Here is a 15,637-nt window from a genome sequence, read left to right as displayed (position 1 = left end):
TGCATGGCACTCAGTGCCGGTACCAGAAGGACGGTGGCCTGCGTACTCGTGGGGCTCGGTGCGATGCTGCTCGTCGCCGCGATCATGGTCCCCACCTATACGGTCAGTCGGCTGGCGAAGACCCCGCTGGACCTGGAGATCACGACCGTCGCGACCAATCCGCAGAACGGCGCTCCCAGTGAGGTGCTGGACTCCAAGTCGCTGACCTCGGGAACGGGCTCGGCGAAGGTGGACCAGAACGTCCCGCTCGTCTCGCAGCGCTTCCTCACCGTCGAAGACCCGTCGGACGCTTCGGAAATGACCATCCAGGCCGGTCAGACCCTGCGCCGCACCGACAAGCAGGGCGACACCGGCCTGCTGACCGCGACCATCGACCGCGTCACCGTGAACCGCAAGACCGGTGAGCCGGTGGAGTCGGTGGACGGCGGCCCCAACGGTGCGATCGCCGTGACGGTCGACAAGAAGGGCGAGAGCGTGATGGACCCGGTGCAGCACACCGGCCTCCAGTACCGCTTCCCGATCGGCACGGACAAGAAGACCTACCCGTACTTCGACCTGAACGTGCGCAAGACCTACGACATCAACTATGTCGAAGAGACCGAGATCAACAATCTGAAGGTCTACCACTTCCAGATGGCCGTGCCGGTCACCGATCTCTCCACCGTCGCCAACTCGCCGACCAACAAGCTGACCCTGCCCGCCGAGAAGTGGGGCGTCGAGGGCGACGGCGACGTCACCATGGCGCGCTTCTACACCAACACCCGCGACCTGTGGGTCGAGCCGCAGACCGGCACCGTCATCAAGGGCCAGGAGCAGATCCACCTGTTCTACGCACGCAGCGGTGACAAGCCCGAGGTGACCGCCCTGAAGTCGACCCTGGTGTTCGACGAGAACACCATCGAGTCGCAGATCTCGGTGGCCAAGGACAACATGGACAAGCTGTCGCTGTACGGCCGCATCCTGCCGATCATCCTCGGCGTCCTCGCCCTGGTGTTCCTGATCGTCGGCCTGCTGCTCGGCTTCCTCGGCAAGAACGGCAACGGGCGCACCCCGGTCCGCCGCGTCGCCCCGTCCCCGTCCGGCGGTCCCGGCAACTTCGACGCCCCGACCCAGCAGATCGACATGAACAAGAAGCCCTAGCGGCTCCCGGTTCACCGCGGCCCAGCACCTGTGAAGGTGCTGGGCCGCTTCCGTTTCCGCCCGAGGCGCTGCGGAGAGTCCCGCGCCGGCCGGTGCCGGCGCCACCGGGGCGGGAGCGAGGCGCAGGGGTGCGCGGCCGGAGTGGTCGAGACGGATGGGAGCATTGCGGGCGTGCCCGTTGTACGCCGTCTGCCCGTGGTCAAGGACCTGACCTTGGTGACGGCGGGGGCGATGACCGCGAATGTGGCGGGCTACCTGTTGCAGCTGCTGGCCAGCCGATGGCTGGGGGTGTCGGGGTACAGCTCGTTCGCGAGCCTGCTGGCGGTGCAGATGCTGTGCGCGGTGCCCGCGCTCGCGTTGCAGAACGTGGTCGCGCGGGAGGTGGTGCGGGGTGCACCGGTGCGCGCCGCGCGAGAATTGACCGCGCGCTGCGCCGGCCTGGTCGCGGTGGTGGCGCTGGTGCTGGTTCCGGTGGTCGGCGCGGTGCTGAAGGTCGGCGTGGCGGCGTCGGCGGGTGCGCTGTGTTCCGCGCCGGCCCTGGTGCTGCTCGCGGGCGAGCAGGGAATCCTGCAGGGGCGCAGCCGGTTCCGGGAGCTGGCCACCGTACTGGGCGGAGCGGCCATCGTCCGGGTGACGCCCGCCCTGATCGTGCTGGCCTGCGGTTTCGGTTCGGCGCCCGCGCTGTGGGCCGGCGCGGGTGGTGCCACCCTGGCGGCGATCGTGGCCCGCCGGATCACCGATCGCGCGCTGACCGACCACGGCCGCGAGGCCGACGCGATCCTGCCGAACGACAGCGACGGCAACACCTCCGGCTCGCCGACTTGGTCGAGTCCCGCTGTCACCGAGCAAGTTCCGGCCGTAGCCCCGCTCCCGGGAGCAGATTCCGGATCCGCGGCACCGCGCCGGACAGCGGCCTTGGGCCTCGGCGTGGCGGCGGTGTTCCGGGCCGTGCAGGTGCAAGCGGCCTTGACCGCTTTATCGGCGGCGGATCTGCTGGTGTCGCGAATCATCCTGGACGAGAACGACGCCGGACGTTATGCGCTGGGGGCCATTGCCGCGAAGATCGCGTTCTGGCTGCCGCAGGCGGTCGGCGTGGTGCTGTATCCGAAGATGGCGCAGCCGCAGCACTCCGTACGCGCCGTGCGGTCGGCGCTGGCGGTGCTGGTGGGGATCGGGGCCGTCACGGTCCTCGGGGCGGCGGTGGCCGCCCCACTGGCGCCGCTGTTCGCGGGGCGCGATTACGCACCGATCGAGGGACTGCTGTGGCTGTTCGCGCTCGAGGGCGCGCTGCTGGCGGTCCTGCAGGCCGCCCTGCTGTCGGCGATCGCCGCCGACCGGACGGCACCGGCCGCTATCACCTGGGTCGGGCTCGGCGTGGGGAGCGCGGTCATGCTGACCTGCGCGCACTCGGTGCTGTCGCTGATCGTCATCGCCACGGCGACGGCTGCCCTCACGACGCTGGTGATCACCGGCCTGGCCCTGCGGGGCGCGCGCGACGAGACCGAGAACCCAACGCGGGTCCCCGAACTCGGGCCGAACGGAACGTAGGGTGCCGGTGTGAGTTCGCAGGGTCGGGGGTGGGGTTGGGTCAGGTTGGTACCCGCCGGGTACAGCCTGGTGCTCGCGCTGATCGTGCTGGGGCCACTGCTCGGGTCCGGATACCTGCTGCTGCGGGACGCGGTCAGTACACCGCGGTCGTATCTCACCGATTCCGCGCTGGGGCTCGGCGATGCCGCGCCGCGCGCCGTGCCGCAGGACGCGCTGATCGCCGTCGGATCGACCGTGGTGGACGGCGGCCTCCTCGTGAAAGCGTTGCTGCTGACCGCGCTGTGGCTGGCCGGCTGGGGTGCGGCCTGCCTGGCCCGCGACCTGCTCCGGGTATCGCTGGGCCCGCAGCTGGTGGCGGCGACCGTCGCCATCTGGAATCCCTATGTGGCGGAGCGCCTTCTACAGGGCCATTGGAGCCTCCTCACCGGTTATGCGGCGCTGCCCTGGATCGCCCTGCTCGCCACTCGCTTACGCGCGCGCTCGGCAACGGCCGGACGGGCGGGCGGGCTCGGCACGTGGGCCGGGCTGGCCGGGTGTCTCGCCGCGGCGGGGCTCACGCCGACCGGATCGCTGCTCGCGGGGCTGGTGGCACTACTGCTGGCCGGCAAGCGGAATCTGCCTGTCACGGCGGCACTGTGGATCCTGTCGGCGGCCCCGTGGCTGACAGCGACGGCACTGTCGGGTGCGGGCGCGGAACCCTCGGATCCGGCGGGCATCGCCGCCTTCGCAGCCCGCGCGGAACCGTGGCTCGGCACGCTCGGCAGCCTCGCCGGTCTGGGCGGCATCTGGAACAGCACCGCCGTACCCGGGTCGCGCACAACCTTCTTCGCCCTGGTCGCAACTGTGCTCCTGCTCGCTCTGGTGGCAAGCGGCGTACGCGCGGTCCTCGGCGCCGGCACGGACTCCGAATCCCGTTCGAGCGCAGCGGCCCGCAAGCGGGATCGCACCGACGTGCGGGCGGACGACACGGCCGAACCGGGCAGCGTGCCAGATGCGGACGTCGAATCTCGTTCGGGCACAGCGGCCCACGACCCGGATCACCCCGACCTACGGCCGGACGGCACGGCCGAGCCGGGCAACGTGCCGGATGGTGAATCGTCCCGGGATCCGATGCACGACGAGGCGCGGGTTGCGCGGCGGCGGCTGGTCTGGCTGGCGGTGGCGGCGATCGTGCTGCCCGCGCTGGGGGCGACCGGGTGGGGGTTGTCGGCGGGTGAGTTTCTGGTGACGAGGGTGCCGGGGGCCGGGCTGCTGCGGGATACCCAGAAGTTCGTGGCGCTGGCCGTTCCCGCGTATGCCCTGTGCGCGGCCGCCGGATGCCGGGTGGTGGGGCGCTGGATTTCCAGCATGGTCGTGGATGGTGTGAGCGCCGCGTCGCCGCGGGCGCGAACCGGCGGGGCCGCAGTGCTTTTCCTCGCGATCCTGTTCCTCACGCTGCCGGATCTGGCGTGGGGAGTCGGGGGCGCGTTGCGGCCGGTGCAGTATCCGGCCGGATGGCAGCGGGTGGCCGAGGCGGTCGACGCGCCGGGTGATGTCGCGGTGCTGCCGGGCGGGATGTTCCGGAAGTTCCGGTATTCGGGCAGTGCGCCGGTCCTGGATCCGGCTCCGCGCCTGCTGAAGCGAGATGTGCTGCAAACCGGTGAACTTCCCGTGCGCGGCGGCGTGGTGTCCGGCGAGGGCGAGCGGGCCCGGAAGGTGGAGAACCTGTTGTTGCACGGCGGGTCCGCGAACCGGCTGGCCGAGCTGGGGGTCGGCTGGGTGCTGGTCGAGGGCGGTACGCCCGGACCGATGGGTGAATCGAAAACCACTCTGGCGCAGTTGAATCCGGTCTACGCCGACCGGGATGTGCAGCTGTACCGGGTACCCGGCGATATCGCCGCCCACGACGCCTCGGCCGCGAACCGCCGCCTGTCGGGCGCCGCGCATCTGCTGTGGGCCGCGCTGCTGGCCGGCGGATTCCTCACCGCCGCAATCTGTTCCGTGACGCGGCGATCAGTCCCGCGGAAAGCCGAGCGCGAATCCCACCCCGATCACGACAATGCTGACTGACGCAATGACGAGAATGATCCACATGCCTCGATGCTATGAACCGTAGGAGAAACGCGTCGCGGCTTTGCCGAATTGCGATGCCCGCGAATCACACTCGCGCGGGCGCGATCAATCCGCTCACCCGCTCGCCGCGTGTCACCGCGGACAGCACCTCGTAGACGCCGTTCCCGGTCTGTTCCCAGGAGAATTCCCGCGCCCGCGCCCGCGCCTTCTCCCCCAGCACCATCCGGGACTCCGGATCGCCGAGCAGTTCGCCCACGGCCTCGACGAGCTGGGCCGGATCGTCGACCAGCAGCCCGGTCACGCCGTCCACGATGGAGTCGGTGAGCCCGCGTGAACTGCGGTACCCGACCGTGGGCACCCCGTGCTGGGCCGCCTCGATGACCGCCAGCCCCCAGCCCTCCTTGCGTGAGGGCAGCACATGTACCCAGGCGCGGCCCAGCAGCCGGTGCTTCTCGTCCTCGTCGACGTGGCCGTGGAAGGTGACCGCGTCGGCGATCCCGAGCTCGTCCGCGTGGGCGCGCAGATTGGGGGCCCACCAGCCGTCGCCGACCACGTCCAGGTGCAGGCCCGGGATCCGCCCGCGCAGCCCGGCCACCACGGCCATGGCGTCCTCGATCTGCTTGTGCGGCACCAGCCGCGAGAGCACCACGATGCTGGGGTGCGCGGTGCGGGTGGCGTCGTCGCCGGCCGGCACCTGCGCGGGGATCGGTTCGGCGCCATTGCGCACCACCGCGATCCGCGTCCCGGCCACCCCGAGCGCGGTCAGCTCCTCGGCCGACGGCAGCGAAACCGTCAGGTACTGATTGCCGCGGTGCACACGCGGTGACAGCCGCGATTCGATCCACCAGCCGATCCGCCCGACCAGCCGCCCGGCCACCGGCCACTGCTCGCGGTGCCCGTGATGCACGAGCACCACGGTCGGCGCGGCCGTGGCGGCCCGGGCAAAAAAAGGGATGCCGTTCTGGGTGTCGATGACCGCGTCGGGCCGCAACCCCTTGAGCGGGCCGATCCCGAACCGACCCAGCGCGATGGCCGCCAGCGCCCTCGGATACACCGTGAACCGCCCACCGCCACGGCTGATCTCGATGCCGTCGATCGACTCCCGCCTTGCCGCACCCGGATAGCCCGCGGTCCGCAGCGTGACCTTGACACCGCGTGCGGCCAGCTGCGCCCCGACCTGCTCCAGATATCGCTCGCTCCCGCCACCCTGTGGATGCCCGGTGTCGCGCCAGCACAGCAGCAGCACTTCATGCACGGGCGGATTCTCCAGGGGTCAGGGTCGGTCGGGGACAGGCAGACAATGGGCTCCACCATATAGCCCGCCCGCCCGTTCCGGGCCAGCAGCGGTCATCCGACCTGCGCGTGCCGCGAATCGATGCCGGAGTGCGAGGTTGCGAGCGGGTGTCCGGGCCGGTGCGCGGCTGTGCGAAACTTGCCGCCGTGCTTCGAGCCGATCAGACCAGACCGCGCCGCCCGCGATTCGCCCGCCGGGCGACGCTGCGCCGGTCGCTACGGCTGCTGAGCAGTTTCCGGTTCGAGCAGACCGATCCGGCCGTGTTCTACGGCGGGGTGGCGGCCGATACCGCCGATCTGGTGTCGGACTTCTACCGGGATCTGACCGGGAAGTCGCTGCGCGGGGCGATCGTGCTGGATGTGGGCGGCGGTCCGGGCTATTTCGCGGAAGAGTTCGGCCGGGCGGGGGCCCGCTATCTGCCGGTGGAGCCGGATCCGTCGGAGATGCACGCGGCCGGTTTGCGGGTCGCGGGCTCGGTGCGCGGGTCGGGGATGGCGCTGCCGTTCCGCGATGACGCGGTGGAGGTCTGCATCTCCTCGAATGTGGCCGAGCACGTGCCGCAGCCGTGGGTGATGGCCGCGGAGATGCTGCGGGTCACCAAACCCGGTGGCCTCATGGTCTTTTCGTACACGGTGTGGCACGGGCCGTTCGGTGGCCACGAGACCGGGCCGTGGCATTACCTGGGCGGGGAGTACGCGGCGCGGCGGTATCGGCGCAAGCACGGGCGGGAGCCCAAGAACCGTTTCGGGCGTTCGCTGTTCGCGGTGCGGGCGGCCGAGGGCGTGCGGTGGGCGCGCGAAACTCCGGACGACATCGGGATTCTCGCGGTGTTCCCGCGCTATCACCCGCGCTGGGCCTGGTGGATGGTGCACGTCCCGGTACTGCGGGAGCTGCTGGTCAGCAACCTGGTGGTGGTGGCGACCAAGCGGCCGCGGTCAGCGTATGGAGAATCCGCGCCGCCAGATCCGGCGTAGGCCGGTGCAGGGTTCAGGTTCGCCCCACGGTGACTCCTGGGTAGCCAACCCGACCGTCTCCAAGGCGGTCAGGCCGACCTGACCTGCGAGCGCATTCACGGTGGCAACCGCTTCGGCCGCCTGTAACGCGGCGGCGGCTTGCTCGGTGGTCAGGGTCCGGCCCGGCAGGAAGGACACCACCCAACCGCCTGCGCCGACGCTTTTCGCCTGATGCGGCGTGAGATCACTGGTCATCAGCGATCTGCCGACCACTTGCACCGCCATGACTCGGACTCCCCTGTGCGGTAACGGTTCATGAATCGAGCGAGCTATCCACGGTAGCTATAAAGCATGCTCGCTACGGCTGCCGAATGCAATAGTGCGTTCGGTGAAAAGCCAACCAACAGGTCGGAATTCGATATTGTGGACTGCTACCAGTTTGCCGCAAGGATGCGGAAGGGCTTGCAGTCCTGCATATCCGGAGCGGATCAGTCCTCGGGCAGCAGGAGTCGAAAGACGGGTTGCCCCTTCCGGACCGTCGGATAGGTGGCCTCCACCACCTCGACGTGCCACCCCGGCGGCAGCACCCGCTGCAACTGACCGGCAGCCCGCTGCATGGGAGTGCTGATACCCGGTGAGTCGACATCGGAGAGCTCGGCGAGCAGGAAATCGACAAGGCGCACATCGGACATGCGGGGATCTACCTTTCGAAGAGCTAATAGATAGCAACCGACCAGAATGGTGGAGAAAGGCGTACTGGACCGAGCATAGGCCACGTCCGGGCAACCCCGAATCCGAATCAGGTTTCGCCGTGCCGCTGACCGGGCGACTTAGAAACCGAGGAGTCCCATTTCAAAGAAGATCCCGGTCAGCGGGACATTTGCCCCACATGCCGGGGACAGCGCCGAGCGCAAAACTGTAACGTGTTCTCATGGAGTACCAGAGTCTGTTCATCGGTGGCCGCTGGACCGCGCCGGCCGGCGCCGACACCCTGCCCGTCGTCTCGCCCGCAACCCTGGAAACCGTCGGCAGCGTGCCCGTCGTCACCCGCGCCGACGTCGACGCCGCGGTCGCCGCGGCCCGCCGGGCCTTCGACAGCGGACCCTGGCCGGCCACCCCGCCGGAGGAGCGCGCCGCCCTGCTGACCCGCGTCGTCGCCCTGCTCGATCAGAAGGCCGGCGACCTCACCGCCGCCCTCTCCGCCGAGATGGGCGCGCCCACCCTGGCCGCGAGCACCCTCAACTACGTCCCCGCCCGCGCCACCCTCGACTTCTACGCCGGACTCGGAAAGTCCTTCCCCTGGACCGAATCTCGCACCGGCCTGTTCGGCACCACCCGGGTCTCCCGCGAACCGGTCGGCGTGGTCGCCGCCGTGATCGCCTGGAATGTCCCGCTCTTCCTGGCCGTCAACAAGCTCGCGCCCGCCCTGCTGGCCGGCTGCAGCGTCGTCCTCAAGCCCGCGCCGCTCACCCCGCTGGCAGCCAACCTGCTCGCCGACATCTTCGCCGAGGCCGGGCTGCCCGAGGGCGTGCTGTCGGTGCTGCCCGCCGAGGCCGACGCCGCCGAATACCTGGTCTCCCACCCGGGCGTGGACAAGGTCACCTTCACCGGCAGTACCGCGGTCGGCCGCAAGATCGCCGCCATCGCGGGCAGCCAGCTCAAGCGCTGCTCGCTGGAACTGGGCGGCAAGTCCGCCGCGATCCTGTTGCCCGACATGGACATTGCCGACATGCCCAAGCTCGCCTTCGCGGGCCTGATGAACAGCGGCCAGGCCTGCGTGGCCCAGACCCGCATCCTCGCCCCGCGCGGCCGCTACGACGAAATCCTCGACGCCCTCACCGCTTCCGTGGGCCTGCTCCCGGTCGGCCTGCCCGACGACCCCAATGCCCAACTGGGCCCGCTCATCTCGGAGAAGCAGCGCGAGCGCGTCGAGGGCTACATCGCCAAGGGCCAGGACGAGGGCGCGCGCCTGATCCTGGGCGGCGACCGCCCCGCCGACCTCCCCGGCTGGTACGTCCGCCCCACCGTCTTCGCCGACGTCACCAATGCCATGACCATCGCCCGCGAGGAGATCTTCGGCCCGGTCCTCTCGGTCCTGCCCTACGACACCGAGGAGGAGGCCGTCGCCATCGCCAACGACAGCGACTACGGCCTCGCCGGCTCGGTCTGGACCACCGACATCGAGCACGGCGCCGCCATCGCGGCCAAGGTCCGCACCGGCACCTACGCCATCAACTGGTACGCCTTCGACCCCTGCGCCCCCTTCGGCGGCTACAAGACCTCCGGCATCGGCCGCGAGAACGGCCCCGAGGGCCTCGACGCCTACTGCGAGCAGAAGTCCCTGCTCATGCCGATGGGCAGCTGATCCACGCTCGTAAAACGCGAAGAAGGGCTCGTCCGCACCGGAGTGGCGCGGACGAGCCCTTCTTGTTGGCTTTCGTTCCGGTGCAACTGATTTCGCGAGGCGAGGGTAACTCCTGGGGTACCCCCGAAATCGGGTTGGCACCCGACCGCCGGCACGGGTACAGGTCAGCGGGCGGCTCCCAGGCCGCCCGCTGAAGTCCCGGGGAGGCGGGCTAGCCCAAGCGCTGCTTCAGGGCCTCGAACTCGTCGCGGATGCCGGAGGGCAGCTTGTCGCCGATGAACTCGAACCACTCGTCGATCAGCGGGATCTCCCGCTTCCACTCCTCGACGTTGACCGCGAGCGCCTCGTCGACGTCGGCGGTGTTCACGTCCAGGCCCTCGAGGTCGAGGTTGGCGGCCGTGGGGACATTGCCGATCGGGGTGGCCTCGGCCTCCGCGGTGCCCTCGATGCGGTTGACGATCCACTCCAGCACGCGGGAGTTCTCGCCGAAGCCGGGCCACAGGAAGCGGCCGTCCTCGCCGCGGCGGAACCAGTTGACGTAGAAGATCTTCGGCAGCTTCTGGGCGTCGGCGTTCTTGCCGAGGTTGATCCAGTGGCCGATGTAGTCACCCACGTGGTAGCCCATGAACGGGATCATGGCCATCGGGTCGCGGCGCACGGTGCCGACCTTGCCCTCGGCGGCGGCGGTCTGCTCCGAGGACAGGGTGGCGCCCATGAACACGCCGTGCTGCCAGTCGAAGGACTCGGTCACCAGCGGGACGGTGGTCTTGCGGCGGCCGCCGAAGAGGATGGCCGAGATCGGCACGCCCTGCGGGTCGTCCCATTCGGGGGCCAGGGTCGGGCACTGCGACATCGGGGTGCAGTAGCGCGAGTTCGGGTGCGCGGCCAGGGTTTCCGACTCGCGCTCGTACCAGTCGTTGCCCTTCCAGTCGATCAGGTGATCGGGCTGGCCCTCCAGGCCCTCCCACCACACGTCGCCGTCGTCGGTGAGCGCGACGTTGGTGTAGACGGTGTTGCCCGCGTCGATGGTCGCCATCGCGTTGGGGTTGGAGGAGTGGTTGGTGCCGGGCGCGACGCCGAAGAAGCCGAACTCCGGGTTGACGGCGTAGAGCTGCCCGTCCTCGCCGAAGCGCATCCACGCGATGTCGTCGCCGAGGGTCTCGGCGCGCCAGCCCGGAATGGTCGGCTGGATCATGGCGAGGTTGGTCTTACCGCAGGCCGACGGGAACGCGGCGGCCACGTAGTACGCCTTGTTCTCCGGCGAGATCAGCTTGAGGATGAGCATGTGCTCGGCCAGCCAGCCCTCGTCGTGCGCCATGGCCGAGGCGATGCGCAGCGAGTAGCACTTCTTGCCCAGCAGCGCGTTGCCGCCGTAACCCGAACCGTAGGACCAGATTTCGCGGTCCTCGGGGAAGTGGGTGATGTACTTGGTGTCGTTGCACGGCCACGGCACGTCGGCCTGGCCCTCGGCCAGCGGCGCGCCCAGCGAGTGCAGCGCCTTCACGAACGGCCGGTCGGCGCCGAGCTTCTCCAGGGCGGCCTTGCCGGCGCGGGTCATCACGCGCATCGACACCACGACGTACTCGGAGTCGGTGATCTCGACGCCCAGCTTCGGGTCCGCGGCGCCCAGCGGGCCCATGCAGAAGGGCACCACGTACATGGTGCGGCCCTTCATGGAGCCGCGGTACAGCTCGGTCATGGTGGCGCGCATCTCGGCCGGGTCGACCCAGTTGTTGGTCGGACCGGCGTCGGCCTCGGTCTTCGAGCAGATGTAGGTGCGGGATTCGACGCGGGCGACGTCGGAGGGGTCGGAGAGGGCGAGGAACGAGTTGGGCTTCTTGCTCTCGTTCAGCTTCTTGAAGGTGCCCGCCTCGACCAGCTTGGTGGTGAGGGCGTCCCACTCCTCGTCGGAACCGTCCGACCAGACCACGCGGTCGGGCTGGGTGAGTTCTGCGACCTCCTGTACCCAGGCAAGCAGTTCCTTGTGCTCGGTGGGCGCGGTGCCATCGTGAAGACCAGGAATGGTCGCTGAGGTCATGAAAACTCTCCTGAGATGGGCGGCCCCGAGGTCATCGAGCCGAGGACCACGGCTCGCGACACCGAGTGCCACCAATTGCGGCAGGGCTCCCGCTGGTTCTCGCCGCTTGCCCGTACCGGCTGGACGCGCGTACAAGAACGCAACGGATGCCCTGGTTCCTGCCATAGAGGTTAACGCCATATATCGGGGTGTACGGAATCGGGTTGTCCACTCGGTACCGGGTCGAAACCTCCGACCAGCCGCTGAGCGAATTCAAGTGCGGCCAGGTCACGGTCGCATGCCAGCAGTAAAGCGGGGCGCCGCTGCGCCGCCTGCCGCAATTGCGCCTCCAATTCACCGACCCGCAGATCGGTTTCCACCATGCGCGCGGTGGCACTGCGGTGCACTTCGTCGGTGAGCCGTTCCTCGGCGTCGACCAGGGCCGTGGCGACCCGCTGTTCCAGCTGCGCGCGGGCGTCCACCAGCGTGTCCGCCACCCATTGCCGCAGGTGAGCACCATCGGCGAGGTGCCGGCGGGCGCGCACCACCCAGCCCGCGGCGGCGGCACCGAGGAGCAGACTGACCGGCACGATCGCGAAGTCGAAGGCCTGCAGCAGGGCCAGCGGCGCCACCACCAGCCGGCCCAGTCCGAAGCCGGCCGAGGCGCCGAGCGCGACCACCAGGTGGTCCTCGGCACCTCGCAGCCGCGGGCCCGGCGTGGGGACCGCCCTCGACACCCGTTCCGCGGGTGCCGGAAAAGATATATGCCATTCCTCCGCGACGGATTCTTCGACCTGACGACACAATTCGCCGATCCGGGAGCGAATCGAGCGATCCATCTCCTGTGTGAGTTTTTCCACAGAATCGCTCACATGCCGCGGAAATTCGGCGTGTGCGCGGCGCGGCAGGCGTTCGATTTCGGCCCGCAGGTCCCCGTGCAGTGCCCGGATTCTGGCTCCGACCTCGTGCAACAGATCCACTCGCGCCAACTGCAGCCGATTCCGCACGATCGTCATGGCCGAGCCCCGCCCGCCGTCACTCACCGCCAGCAGCCGCGCCCGCTCCTCCCGCAGTCCCGCCACATCCCCGCCGTCCCGCAACTTCCCGAGCTGCGCCCGGATCCGCCGCCGCGTCTCGGCCACCACGCGCTCCCGCACGATCGCCACCTGATCCGCCACCGCTCCCGCCCCCGCCGCCGCCACCAGCCGCGCGTGCAACAGCCCCACCCCCGACCGGTCCAGCAGCGCCGGATCCCCCGCCGCCCGCGCCACCGCCGCCATCCGCGCCGACACCGGCACGATCTCCGCCCCGCTCTCGCCCCCGGCCTTCGCCAGCAGCTCGACATCCAGCTTCCGCACCTCCCGCCACTGCCGATGCGCGTGAATCCCATCCAGCGCGAACACGATCCGCGTCCCGTCCGCCCGCAGCGCCCGCACCCGCGCCAGCATTTCGCCGCCGATCAGCGCCCCGGCGTCGAGCACGACGAGCGCCACCGGACACGGGCGCGCCCCGGGTCCCGCGCCGGTCGAGGACGCCGGATCGGCGTCCGCGGTGCCGGCTCCGGCCGCTGTGACGACGATGAGGTCGATACGCGGCTGGAACCGAGCCAACTCGACCCGCAATGCCGCCGCGTGCGACTCGTCGCCGCTGAGGAGCGCGATCGCGGTGACTCCGGCCCGCGGCTCCGGGACAATCGCCCGCAGCAGGGCCAGACCGTGCGGATTCCAGCGCATGACAACGGCTTCCACCACCGCGGGCAGCTCGGCCGGCGATACGGGAGGTTCGGCGACGGGTGCACCGCCCCGGACGGACCGGTCCGCATCGGCCGGGGCCGGCCGCTGCAACGGCGGCAGTTCGAGCCCGTGCAGCGGCGGCGAGTCAGCGGGGCGGGGTTCGGGGATCAACACCGCTGATTCGTATCCGGCGGCGTATTCGGCTTGGCCCCGGGCGAATCAATCGCCGAGGGCAGCGGCGACGGCCTCGTAGCGGCGGTGGAGTTCGTGGTGGAGGGGGTCTATTCCGCTGGCGCAGTGGAGGATCTGCAGTAGCAGCTGCGGGGGCAGGGTGGGGTGGCGGCGCAGGGCTGCGAGGGCGCAGGAGACGCCGAAGAGATCCCAGCGGTCCAGCAGGGCTCGGCGGGATTCCAGGTCGGGGGCGAGGTCGGCAGCGGTGAAGAGGTCGTGCGAGAGGGTGAGGGGTGGGTCGGGGCGGTCGCGATGGCGGTGGAGGGTGCGGAGGTCGGCGTCGGTGAGGGTGCCCGAGCGGGTGCGCGCGGCGAGGGACGCGACCACCGGGAAGACGGGCAGACCGAGTTCGGCGCTGAGGTCGGCGGCCGCCACGGCGGCGTCGGGCCACCGGGCGCCGATGGCATCGGCCTTGTTGAGTACCACAAGGGCGCGGTCCGGGTGGACGGTGGCGAGCAGGCGGCGGTCGGCGTGGCCGGCCAGGCCGGGGAGAACGTAGAGGACGAGATCCGCGTCGAGTGCGGGGTCCGGTTGCCCGGGCTGGTCGACCGGCCGGGTTTCTTCCGCGGTGAGCAGCGACAGTGCATGTCGCAGGGTGGTTTTGCCCGCACGGGCCCGGCCCGTCACCTGGATGCGCGGAGATCGCCCGACCGGCACGCGGGCAGCCTAGCCGGAAGCCCCTGGGCACGTGGGCATTTCGGATCACAAACACGCAGGTCAGGCGGTGAGGAAGCAGACCGGTCCGGGTCCTTCTGTGCGCCCGCACAATTCGACGCAACCGCTCTTCACAGACACCTGCGATTGCCCTACTCTGGCGATTCGGTCGGCATCAGGGCCGATGCACGGCTGCGGCGATCCCTCTCGGTCCACGGCCGGGCGCGACGAGGGGAGGTGGCGATGACCGTCAATGCGGACGTCATCGAATCATCCGGGACACCGGGCCCGAAAGGGACACTACGACCGGCAGCGGCCGGGCAGCCGAGCAGCCGCCCGCTGCCACCGGGCCGGGACCCCTTCTTCCATCCGCCGCGCGGGTTCGCCCGCCACGCGGCGGGCACGATGCTGCGCAGCCGCCCGGTCGACATCGCGCTGTTCGGCCTGGTGCCGCAACACGTGACGGCCTGGCAGCTGCTGTACCGCAGCCAGGATCTGCACGGCCGGCCCGAGGTCGCGGTCACCACCGTGCTGCTGCCCGAGGGCGCCGAACCAGATGCGGAGCGCCCGCTGCTGGCGTTCCAGACCGCCATGGACGCCGTGACCGACCGCTGCGCCCCGTCCTACGCGCTGCAGCGCGGCGCCCTGTCCCCCGGATCCATCACCCAGCTCGAATGGCTGTTGGTCGCGAACGCGCTGCGCCGCGGCTGGGCGGTCAGCATCGCCGATCATGAAGGGCCGCAGGGGAATTTCGGCGTGGCGCGCGAGCCCGGCTACCGCGGTCTCGACGGTGTCCGCGCCGCACTGCGTTTCGCGCCGCTGGGTCTGCGCGCGGACACCAGGGTCGCCGTGTGGGGCTATTCCGGTGGCGGCATGGCCAGTTCGTGGCTGGTGGAGATGGCTCCCGAGTACGCGCCCGAGCTCAATATCGTCGGGGCGGTGCTGGGCGCGCCCGTCGGTGATCCCCGCCACGTGTTCCTGAACCTGAACGGCGGCCTGTTCGCGGGCTTTCCGGCGATCGTGATCGCCGCGCTGCAGCAGGTCTACCCGGCGCTGGCCGAGGTGGTGCGCCGCGACTTCACCCCCGAGGGCCGTCGCCTGCTGGACCGCGCCCGCTCCCTGGGCCCGATCGCGGTGCTGCCGCTGCTGGTGGGCCGCCGCATGGACGACTATCTGCGGCGTCCGCTGGCGGAGATCCTGCCGGATCTCGAGGACATGTTCGACGAGCTGCGCCTGGGCAATCGCACGCCCGCGTGCCCGGTGCTGGTGGTGCAGCCGGTGCACGACCAGGTCATCGATGCCGCGGGGATCGACGGTCAGGTCGAGCGGTACCGGGCGGGCGGCGCGGCGGTCTGGTATGTCCGCGATCGCCTCAGCGAGCATTTCTCACTGCTGCCGCTGGCGACCCCGATGAGCCTGGACTGGCTGGCCGATCGGCTGGCCGGGAAGATTCTTACCGAACCCACAACCAAGACCGTCTGGTCGGTAGCGCTGTCCCCGGCACATTGGCGCGGCATGGTGGAAATGGCAACTACCGCAATGCGAGTCACCCTCGGACTGCCGCTGCGCCCGGCCGCCACACCGGCGTCCGGCGAGGTCTCGGGCCTGGCAGCCTGAGTGATCGCGGTCGCCGCAACCGTGGTCGATTGC

Annotated in this window: 12 protein-coding genes; 6 read left to right on the top strand and 6 right to left on the bottom strand. The window is 70.2% G+C overall.

All coding sequences use genetic code 11. The features are described from left to right. Nucleotides 1–3 precede the first annotated feature (3 nt). From ACWEQQ_RS34100 to ACWEQQ_RS34090, 3 genes are all read left to right on the top strand, one after another. Nucleotides 4–1,140, top strand: a complete 1,137-nt coding sequence (locus ACWEQQ_RS34100) for a DUF3068 domain-containing protein (protein ID WP_452341060.1) — start codon at nt 4–6, stop codon at nt 1,138–1,140. 171 nt (nt 1,141–1,311) lie between these two features. Continuing rightward, a complete protein-coding gene (locus tag ACWEQQ_RS34095) occupies nt 1,312–2,688 on the top strand; it encodes a polysaccharide biosynthesis protein (protein WP_452351104.1) in 1,377 nt (458 codons plus the stop codon). A 45-nt stretch (nt 2,689–2,733) separates the two neighbouring features. Then, on the top strand, nt 2,734–4,737 hold the full coding sequence (locus ACWEQQ_RS34090) for a hypothetical protein (protein WP_452351128.1): 2,004 nt from the start codon (nt 2,734–2,736) through the stop codon (nt 4,735–4,737). Between the two features lie 88 nt (nt 4,738–4,825). Here ACWEQQ_RS34090 and ACWEQQ_RS34085 read toward each other — a convergent pair whose 3' ends face one another. Further along, nucleotides 4,826–5,995 carry a glycosyltransferase family 4 protein gene (locus ACWEQQ_RS34085; protein WP_452351103.1) on the bottom strand — a complete coding sequence of 390 codons (1,170 nt, stop codon included), beginning with the start codon at nt 5,993–5,995 and terminating at the stop codon, nt 4,826–4,828. A 185-nt stretch (nt 5,996–6,180) separates the two neighbouring features. On the opposite strand from ACWEQQ_RS34085, the gene ACWEQQ_RS34080 reads away from it, so the two are divergent. Next, a complete protein-coding gene (locus ACWEQQ_RS34080) occupies nt 6,181–7,008 on the top strand; it encodes a class I SAM-dependent methyltransferase (RefSeq protein ID WP_452351102.1) in 828 nt (275 codons plus the stop codon). Here the strand turns inward: ACWEQQ_RS34080 and ACWEQQ_RS34075 are convergent. Then, on the bottom strand, nt 6,970–7,272 hold the full coding sequence (locus tag ACWEQQ_RS34075) for a hypothetical protein (protein ID WP_354841217.1): 303 nt from the start codon (nt 7,270–7,272) through the stop codon (nt 6,970–6,972). The two genes, ACWEQQ_RS34080 and ACWEQQ_RS34075, sit on opposite strands and share 39 nt — an antisense overlap. A 203-nt stretch (nt 7,273–7,475) precedes the next feature. Then, nucleotides 7,476–7,679 (bottom strand): hypothetical protein, encoded by a 204-nt coding sequence (locus tag ACWEQQ_RS34070; protein WP_452351101.1) that lies wholly within the window; start codon nt 7,677–7,679, stop codon nt 7,476–7,478. Nucleotides 7,680–7,918: 239 nt separating this feature from the next. Between ACWEQQ_RS34070 and ACWEQQ_RS34065 the strand changes: the two genes are divergently transcribed. Next, the gene (locus ACWEQQ_RS34065; RefSeq protein ID WP_452351100.1) at nt 7,919–9,352 is read left to right on the top strand and encodes an aldehyde dehydrogenase; all 1,434 of its coding nucleotides are present in this window, start codon (nt 7,919–7,921) and stop codon (nt 9,350–9,352) included. Nucleotides 9,353–9,563: 211 nt separating this feature from the next. On the opposite strand, the gene ACWEQQ_RS34060 is transcribed toward ACWEQQ_RS34065, so the two are convergent. The 3 genes from ACWEQQ_RS34060 to ACWEQQ_RS34050 form a co-directional block, all read right to left on the bottom strand. Continuing rightward, on the bottom strand, nt 9,564–11,390 hold the full coding sequence (locus ACWEQQ_RS34060; protein ID WP_452351099.1) for a phosphoenolpyruvate carboxykinase (GTP): 1,827 nt from the start codon (nt 11,388–11,390) through the stop codon (nt 9,564–9,566). Nucleotides 11,391–11,560: 170 nt separating this feature from the next. Then, the gene (locus ACWEQQ_RS34055) at nt 11,561–13,276 is read right to left on the bottom strand and encodes a hypothetical protein (protein WP_452351098.1); all 1,716 of its coding nucleotides are present in this window, start codon (nt 13,274–13,276) and stop codon (nt 11,561–11,563) included. A 45-nt stretch (nt 13,277–13,321) separates the two neighbouring features. Continuing rightward, complete coding sequence (locus ACWEQQ_RS34050; protein WP_452351097.1) at nt 13,322–13,990, bottom strand: GTPase domain-containing protein; 669 nt, start codon at nt 13,988–13,990, stop codon at nt 13,322–13,324. A 240-nt stretch (nt 13,991–14,230) separates the two neighbouring features. Here ACWEQQ_RS34050 and ACWEQQ_RS34045 point away from each other — a divergent pair, with 240 nt between their 5' ends. Then, nucleotides 14,231–15,604, top strand: coding sequence for a lipase family protein (locus tag ACWEQQ_RS34045; RefSeq protein WP_452351096.1), 1,374 nt, complete (start codon nt 14,231–14,233; stop codon nt 15,602–15,604). The last annotated feature ends 33 nt before the right edge of the window (nt 15,605–15,637 follow it).

Source organism: Nocardia sp. NPDC004123, assembly GCF_053603795.1.
Note: the sequence above shows the minus strand (reverse complement) of the source record. Positions and strands in the feature narration are given on the sequence as shown.